This window comes from Micromonospora sp. NPDC003776, from assembly GCF_053605645.1.
The window spans coordinates 1-5,946 of the sequence record NZ_JBSGJR010000453.1; the positions used below are offsets into that span (position 1 = coordinate 1).

Here is a 5,946-nt window from a genome sequence, read left to right on the forward strand (position 1 = left end):
ACCGTCGACGGGTTGAAGGAGGCGGTGGCGCCGCTCGGCAGGCCGCTCGCGGAGAGGCTGACCGACTGCGCCGACCCGTTGGTGGTGGCGGTGGCCACCGTCGCGGTCACCGCACCGCCCGGCGCGGTCGAGCCGGAGGTGGGCGACACCGAGACCGAGAAGTCGTTGGTCGGCGGCGGGGTGCTGCCGTTGACCACGTAGAGCAGCTTGTTGGGTGAGCCGGTGCCCGGGTTGCTGACCACGTCGCTGGTGGCGTTGTTCACCAGGTAGTCCCGCACCTGCTGCGGCGTCCAGGACGGGTTGGCGCTGGCCACCAGCGCCGCCGCCCCGACCACGTGCGGGGTCGCCATCGAGGTGCCGCTGATCGTGTTGGTGGCGGTGTCGCTGCTGTTCCAGGCCGACGTGATCGACGAGCCCGGCGCGAAGATGTCCAGGCAGGTGCCGATGTTGGAGAAGGACGACCGGGCGTCGGTGCTGGTCGTCGAGCCGACCGTGATCGCCTCGGTGACCCGGGCCGGGGAGGTGTTGCAGGCGTTGGCGCCGGAGTCGTTGCCGGCGGCCAGGGCGTAGGTGACGCCCGAGCTGATCGAGTTGCGGACCGCGGTGTCGAGGGTGCTGTCCGCGCCGCCGCCGAGGCTCATGTTGGCCACCGCGGGCTTGATCGCGTTCTGGGTGACCCAGTTGACGCCGGAGACCACCCCGGCCGTGGTGCCGCTGCCCGAGCAGTTCAGCACCTTGACCGCGACCAGCTGCACGCCCTTGGCCAGCCCGTACGAGGAGCCGCCGACGGTGCCGGCGACGTGGGTGCCGTGGCCGTTGCAGTCGGTGTTGTTGGTGTCGACCGTGTTCGTGCCCCAGGTGGCCCGGCCGCCGAAGTCGCTGTGCGTGGTCCGGATGCCGGTGTCGATGATGTACGCGTGCACGTTGCCCGCCGTGTTCGGGTACGTGTACGAGCTGTCCAGCGGCAGGTTCCGCTGGTCGACCCGGTCCAGTCCCCACGACGGCGGGTTCGTCTGGGTACCGGCGATGGTGATGGTGTGGTTCTGCTCCACGTACGCCACGACCGGATCGGTGGCGATCCGCGCGGCGGCCGACGCGTCCACCCGGACCTCGAAGCCGCGCAGCGCGGCACTCCAGGTACGCGCCACCGTGCCGCCGTGCCGGCCGGTGAGCCGTCCGGCGGTGGCGGCGACCTCGCTCGGGGCGACCGAGGCGTCCTTCAGTACGACGAGGTAGCTGTCGGCCACCGCGGTGGCGCCGCCGGCGTTGCGGATCACGCCGCTGGGCTCCGCGGCCGACGCGGGTGACGCGGCCGCGAGCATGGCCAGGGCGGCCAGGCCGGCGAGTACGGACCTGTGTGGGAGACCCATCTCCCTACCTCCTCCCGACCGGCCCGGGCCGTCCGCCCGGTGAGGCACAGGCAGATCGACGCTGACCGATCAATAAGAGGCTAGGTCCACTGTGCGAACACTGTGAACATTCCGGATGTGCCATAACTCCGACGGGATGACCCCTACGGGAGGGCGTACGGGACGAACCGGGGTCACGTCCCGGATTCCGTGGACGCCGAACTGGGCAAGGCTGTCGCTATGGACAGCCATCTTCTCCTTCTGCTTCCCGTCGCCGCGGTCTGGGCGGCCGCCGGCGTGGTGGCGGACGGACTGCCCCGGCTGGACCGCGCCGGCGCGCTGCGCCGGCGTACCGGATGGCTCTCCGCCCTGACCCTCACCGGCCTGACGCTCACCGCGGCCGTCCTGGTGGTGGGCCTGCAGAGCGCCGGGACGACGCCGATCGACCGGGCCGCCTCGGACCTCCGCCTCGCGGCGGCCCCCGCGCTGGTCGCCGCGGTCTGCTCGGTACGACGGATCCGGTGGCTCCGGGCCGGCGCGGGCGCCTTCGCCACCGCCCCCGACACCCCGGCCCCGCACGGGCTGCGCGCGGCGGCGGCCCACCCCCTGGTCGGGTTGCCGCTCCAGGTGACCGCGCTCGCGGTGCTGCCGGCCGTGGTCTCGGCAGCGGGCATCGACCTGCTGGCCGCGCCGGCGGTTGCCGGCCCGGCCATCACCGTCGGCGCGCTCGGGGTGATCGTGCTCGGGGTACGCCACGCGCTGCGGCACAACCGGCTCGTCGAGCGGGCCATGCGGCCGGCCGTCGTTCGGTCCGGAGCGCCGACTGGCGGCGCGGAGGCCGAATTGTGGCCGCCGGCCGTCGGGTCACCGCGAGCGGCCGGTCCCCTGCACGTATAGCAGTTCGAGGATCGCCCGGGTCGCCTCGAACCAGCGATCGAGCCAGCCGGGCGGCGGGACGCTGCCCCTGGGTGGCAACTCCATCAGCAGGCCGCGCAGCAACGGGTGGTCCGCCAGGGACTCGGGCTCTCCGACCGGCCATCCACTCGGCGGGAACGACGGCTCGGTGAGCGGGTTCGGGTCCAGCGAGGGCAGGGTGAGCGGCGGGGACGGCTGCTCCGGGACGGCCTCGTCCCGGCCGCTGATCTCGGTGTCGGCGGAGACCACCTCGGTGAGGACCGTGTCCCGGCGCGCCCCGCGGTACTTGCCGCCGAACCGCTCCGGCTTGCCCGGGCCGTTGGTGAGATTGTCTGAACCGATCGTCGTCATCCGTCTCGCCTGCCTCGCTCGGTTGCCGATCTGTGCGGTTCAACGAGGCGGAACGGAACTGGCGACGGGTGACGAAATGGTCCCGCCCGGCGGCGTTGCCGGGCGGGACCACGCTTTCGATGCGGGGGAGGGAACGGGTGCCGGATCAGTTCCGGCCGAACGCACCGCCCCGGGCGCCGGCGACGAAGGCGCGCCAGTCGCCCGGCGCGAAGACCAGCGCCGGACCTGCCTTGTCCTTCGAGTCCCGGACGCCGACCGCCCCGATCACGTACGCGACCTCCACGCAGTTGTCACAGTTCGGCCCGCTCTTCGAGCTCTTGAACCAGGTCGCCTGCGTCAGGTCCACGGGGAACTCCTTGGTCGCCATTTCCACAACGGCTCCTCTGCCAGTTTTGCGATGTGTGCGATGGACTCCTCCGGGCGTATCGCCGCGGCGCGAATGTGATCAAAGATGAAGCTGTACTTCTGCAGTTCGTCGCTCTTCTCGAGAAAGAGCCCACCCGTGGCGTTCTCCGCGTACACGACATCGGGATCACTCGGTTCGGGGAAACTGAGAATGGTGAAGGTGCCGTCCATGCCGGCGTGCGCTCCCACCTCGAACGGCAGGACCTGCAGCGTCACGTTCGGCAGTTGGGCCACCTCCACCAGCCGTTCGAGCTGGCCACGCATCACCGCGTCGCCGCCGACCGGCCGGCTCAGCACCGCCTCGTCGAGCACCACCCACAGATCGACCGGATCATCCTGCGTCAACAACGACTGACGGCCCAGACGGACACGCACCCGTTGGTCCACCTGTTCGGGGCTGAAGTCCGGCCGGGCGGCCCGGATCATCGCCCCCGCGTACTCCTCGGTCTCCAGCAGGCCCGGCACGACCTGCTGCTCGTACGCCCGGATCGAGCTGGCGGCCGCCTCCAGCCCGACGTACGCGCCGACCAGCACCGTGCTGTACGGATGCCACCAGCCCTTCTGCCGGGCCTCCCGGGCGATCTGCACCAGCTCGTCGCTCTCCGCGCCGACCACCCCGTAGATGCGCAGCATGTCCCGCACGTCGCGTGGGGTGGCGCTGGTGTGGCCGGTCTCGATCCGGGAGATCTTGGAGGCCGAACACTCCAACTGCTCGGCGACCACCTCGATGGTGATGCCGGCGGCCTCCCGCTGACGGCGGAGTTCCGCGCCGAGCCGGCGCCGCCGGATCGTCGGGCTGCGGCGTTCGCTCACCACGACGTCACCCCGCGGGTCGCCGGCGCGGAACGCCGACTCCGTTCGCCTCGCGCGGTGCCGAGCTTGCTGCTCCGCCCGCTCCGCTCGCTCACCGGGGCCACCTCCGGTCGATCGCGCCCGGTCCCACTCCCGCCGAGGGCGCGACCGTCTTGACGGCGGGCGATTCGTTCGCGGCAGGGGTGGTGCCGGTCATCGACCGGCCGCGACGGGCGAAACCGGCGTCCAGTGTGCCGTTTCGGAGCCAGCCGCTTCAAGCGTCCGCTTCACGTGTCGTGCTCATGTATCGGCAAAAGTCGACGTGCAACTTGCATGAAGCACGCCACTGATGCACTCTGTCGTTATGGCACGGGTTACTCACCGTCTCCGAATGATCTCCGGGCGTGGTCGCGTCACGGACCGTGGGACGGCAGGAGGGGAGCCGTCCCGCGCCGTGAGACCTGCCCCGGGGTGAGAACCCCGCCGCTGTACGCCAGTTTGGCTGCGGCGGTGGGAGCGGTAACCCGGAGCAGCCGGGTGATGGTCGAGTGGCAGCCCGCCACCGCGGGAACCACTCGACCACCACCGAAACACCTGATCAGCCGGTCAACGAGGCACGACCCCGTCGCCGGGCCGACCTGTCCCCCACTCAGCTTTCCGCCGGCCCCGCCGGCCGAACTTCCCCAGGAGCCCATGTGCTTCCCCGCTCCGGTGACGTACTGAACGTGACTCGCGCGGCGAGTGTCCAGTTCCTCCGACCCATCATGTTCCGGGTGATCCGGGTGCTCGACTGGCCGACCTACGACGGTTGGCTCTGGCTCGACGGCTACGAGTTGGACGCGGCGGGGGACGCGGTCAACCGGCGGTCGATCTTCGTACAGCAGGACGGGCTGCGGCAGCACCGCGCCGCGCCCGTAGCACGCCAGCACACCGTGCGGGCCAGCCGGCTTCCGGTCGTCCGGACCCCGGTCCGGGTCGGCTGAGCCCGCGAATACCAGGTCGGGGGGCGTGCCGCCGCCATAGAATCGGTACGCCCACCCCGGCGAAGTCTCCACCCGTGCGTCCCTGACCCTGAACCTGGGATGGTCATGGTCAATCAGCCCGCAGCACGGCGGCACCACCGGTCCCGTATCAACTACGCCCTCGGGCTCCTGGCGCTCCTCGGCACCGCGACCGCACTCGCGCTCGTGGTCCGGCACCCCGCCTTCTCCGCCACCCAACAGTTGAGCGAACCCGTCCCCGCTCCGGAGATCACGGTGGTCGAGGGCACCGCACCACCCGACGCGGAAGACGGGCAGGGCTGGGCGGGGGCACCGGCGCACGACCTGGCGGGGTCCGCCGCGCCGACCGCCCCAGCCCAGGCGGGAGCCGGCGCCGGGCAGGGCACGCTGGCCGACCCGCAGAGCGTACGGGACACCACGGACGTCAGCCGGTCGCTCTTCTACTCCGGGCTGCTCGGCCTCGCCATCTCGCTGGCCGGACTGGGCCTGGTGGGCACGAGACGCCGGCAGTGGTGACGGATCAGGAAGTCGCCGTGGCCGTCGGAGTGGGTGCCGTCGTGCCGGCGCCCGTGGTCGGCGCCGTACGCTCGGCCACCACGAGGGTGACCTGGTCCCCGTCCGCGATCGGCTCGCCGGCCGCCGGATCCGTCTCGATCACCGTGCCGGTCGGCTGGTCGGACTCCCGGGTCTCCACCCGGTAGTCCACCCCGAGCCGGTCGAGGATCCGCCGGGCGGCGGACTCCGGCAGCCCCACCACGGGCGGCATCGGCACCTCGGCACTGGTCGGGGTGGCCGACGTGGTCGGCGGCGAACTGCTCGGCGCCGTGGTGGCCGGCGCGGCACTGGTCCGGGGCGCGGTGGTCGGGACGGCCGTGGGCAGCGGGGCGGGTCCCTCGTTCCGCTGGGACGCGCGGAGCGCCAGCCAGACGCCGACGCCGATCAGGGCGACCAGCAGCAGCGCCAGGATCCCCAGCAGGATCGGCATCCACCAGCGTCGGCCCGCCTGCTCCTCGGTATACCACTCGGCCCCGGGCTCCGGGTACGCCGCCGGTCGGGTCGGCACTCCGGCCCGTCCGGACCAGGCCGGCGGCAGCGGCGCGGTGGCGCCGGCCTGCTCCGGGCGGGCGGCCGCC

Annotated in this window: 8 protein-coding genes; 3 read left to right on the forward strand and 5 right to left on the reverse strand. The window is 72.2% G+C overall.

Annotation, left to right across the window (positions count from 1 at the left end):
• The coding region (locus ACWEVO_RS27870) for a S8 family serine peptidase (protein ID WP_452310460.1) at nt 1-1,370 on the reverse strand (1,370 nt) is incomplete at its 3' end.
• A 219-nt stretch (nt 1,371-1,589) separates the two neighbouring features.
• Here ACWEVO_RS27870 and ACWEVO_RS27875 point away from each other — a divergent pair.
• Nucleotides 1,590-2,246 (forward strand): hypothetical protein, encoded by a 657-nt coding sequence (locus ACWEVO_RS27875; protein WP_452310461.1) that lies wholly within the window; start codon nt 1,590-1,592, stop codon nt 2,244-2,246.
• Here the strand turns inward: ACWEVO_RS27875 and ACWEVO_RS27880 are convergent.
• The 3 genes from ACWEVO_RS27880 to ACWEVO_RS27890 all read right to left on the reverse strand — a co-directional run bounded on the left by ACWEVO_RS27880 (nt 2,214) and on the right by ACWEVO_RS27890 (nt 3,833).
• Complete coding sequence (locus ACWEVO_RS27880; RefSeq protein WP_452310462.1) at nt 2,214-2,615, reverse strand: hypothetical protein; 402 nt, start codon at nt 2,613-2,615, stop codon at nt 2,214-2,216. The genes ACWEVO_RS27875 and ACWEVO_RS27880 overlap by 33 nt on opposite strands.
• Nucleotides 2,616-2,760: 145 nt before the next feature.
• Nucleotides 2,761-2,982, reverse strand: coding sequence for a DUF397 domain-containing protein (locus tag ACWEVO_RS27885; RefSeq protein ID WP_452310463.1), 222 nt, complete (start codon nt 2,980-2,982; stop codon nt 2,761-2,763).
• On the reverse strand, nt 2,952-3,833 hold the full coding sequence (locus ACWEVO_RS27890; RefSeq protein ID WP_452310467.1) for a helix-turn-helix domain-containing protein: 882 nt from the start codon (nt 3,831-3,833) through the stop codon (nt 2,952-2,954). Before ACWEVO_RS27890 ends, ACWEVO_RS27885 begins: the two co-directional genes overlap by 31 nt.
• Before the next feature lie 674 nt (nt 3,834-4,507).
• Here ACWEVO_RS27890 and ACWEVO_RS27895 point away from each other — a divergent pair.
• Both ACWEVO_RS27895 and ACWEVO_RS27900 read left to right on the forward strand, forming a co-directional pair.
• A complete protein-coding gene (locus tag ACWEVO_RS27895) occupies nt 4,508-4,795 on the forward strand; it encodes a hypothetical protein (protein ID WP_452310464.1) in 288 nt (95 codons plus the stop codon).
• 99 nt (nt 4,796-4,894) lie between these two features.
• Nucleotides 4,895-5,329 (forward strand): hypothetical protein, encoded by a 435-nt coding sequence (locus ACWEVO_RS27900; RefSeq protein ID WP_452310465.1) that lies wholly within the window; start codon nt 4,895-4,897, stop codon nt 5,327-5,329.
• Nucleotides 5,330-5,333: 4 nt separating this feature from the next.
• Here ACWEVO_RS27900 and ACWEVO_RS27905 read toward each other — a convergent pair.
• Nucleotides 5,334-5,946, reverse strand: a 613-nt coding sequence (locus tag ACWEVO_RS27905; RefSeq protein ID WP_452310466.1) for a PASTA domain-containing protein, incomplete at its 5' end; no start/stop codon positions are given.

Bases quoted from the DNA above. Each gene is read 5' to 3' on its own strand.
- ACWEVO_RS27875 (WP_452310461.1), top strand. From the start codon at position 1,590: ATGGACAGCCATCTTCTCCTTCTGCTTCCCGTCGCCGCGGTCTGGGCG.
- ACWEVO_RS27880 (WP_452310462.1), bottom strand. From the start codon at position 2,615: ATGACGACGATCGGTTCAGACAATCTCACCAACGGCCCGGGCAAGCCG.
- ACWEVO_RS27885 (WP_452310463.1), bottom strand. From the start codon at position 2,982: ATGGCGACCAAGGAGTTCCCCGTGGACCTGACGCAGGCGACCTGGTTC.
- ACWEVO_RS27900 (WP_452310465.1), top strand. From the start codon at position 4,895: ATGGTCATGGTCAATCAGCCCGCAGCACGGCGGCACCACCGGTCCCGT.